This is a genomic window from Bacillus sp. AF62 (assembly GCF_050312695.1).
Lineage (GTDB): Bacteria > Bacillota > Bacilli > Bacillales > Bacillaceae_G > Bacillus_A > Bacillus_A cereus.
On sequence record NZ_JBNPJZ010000337.1, the window covers coordinates 1 to 203 of the forward strand.

A 203-nucleotide genomic window follows, 5' to 3' on the forward strand; every position below is an offset into this window, starting at 1 on the left:
GCGAGACGGAAAGAGCTACTCTGACTCATATTTTCCCATTTGTGGATTGCCTTCTGTAACATTGGATCTTGTTTCATGGCTATATCCTCCAATGTGTGGGTTAAATGTTCATCTTCATGCGCTGGTAGTAAAAGTAACCAACGAGCGAATTCATTTTCCCACGGATTAATTTTTTCTTCTCTCCATTGCTGTAGCAATTTCGG

At 40.9% G+C, this 203-nt stretch carries 1 pseudogene; it reads right to left on the reverse strand.

The window, feature by feature from the left end:
* A pseudogene (locus ACQRBL_RS33055) lies at window positions 1–203 on the reverse strand (Rpn family recombination-promoting nuclease/putative transposase); the annotation flags it as partial.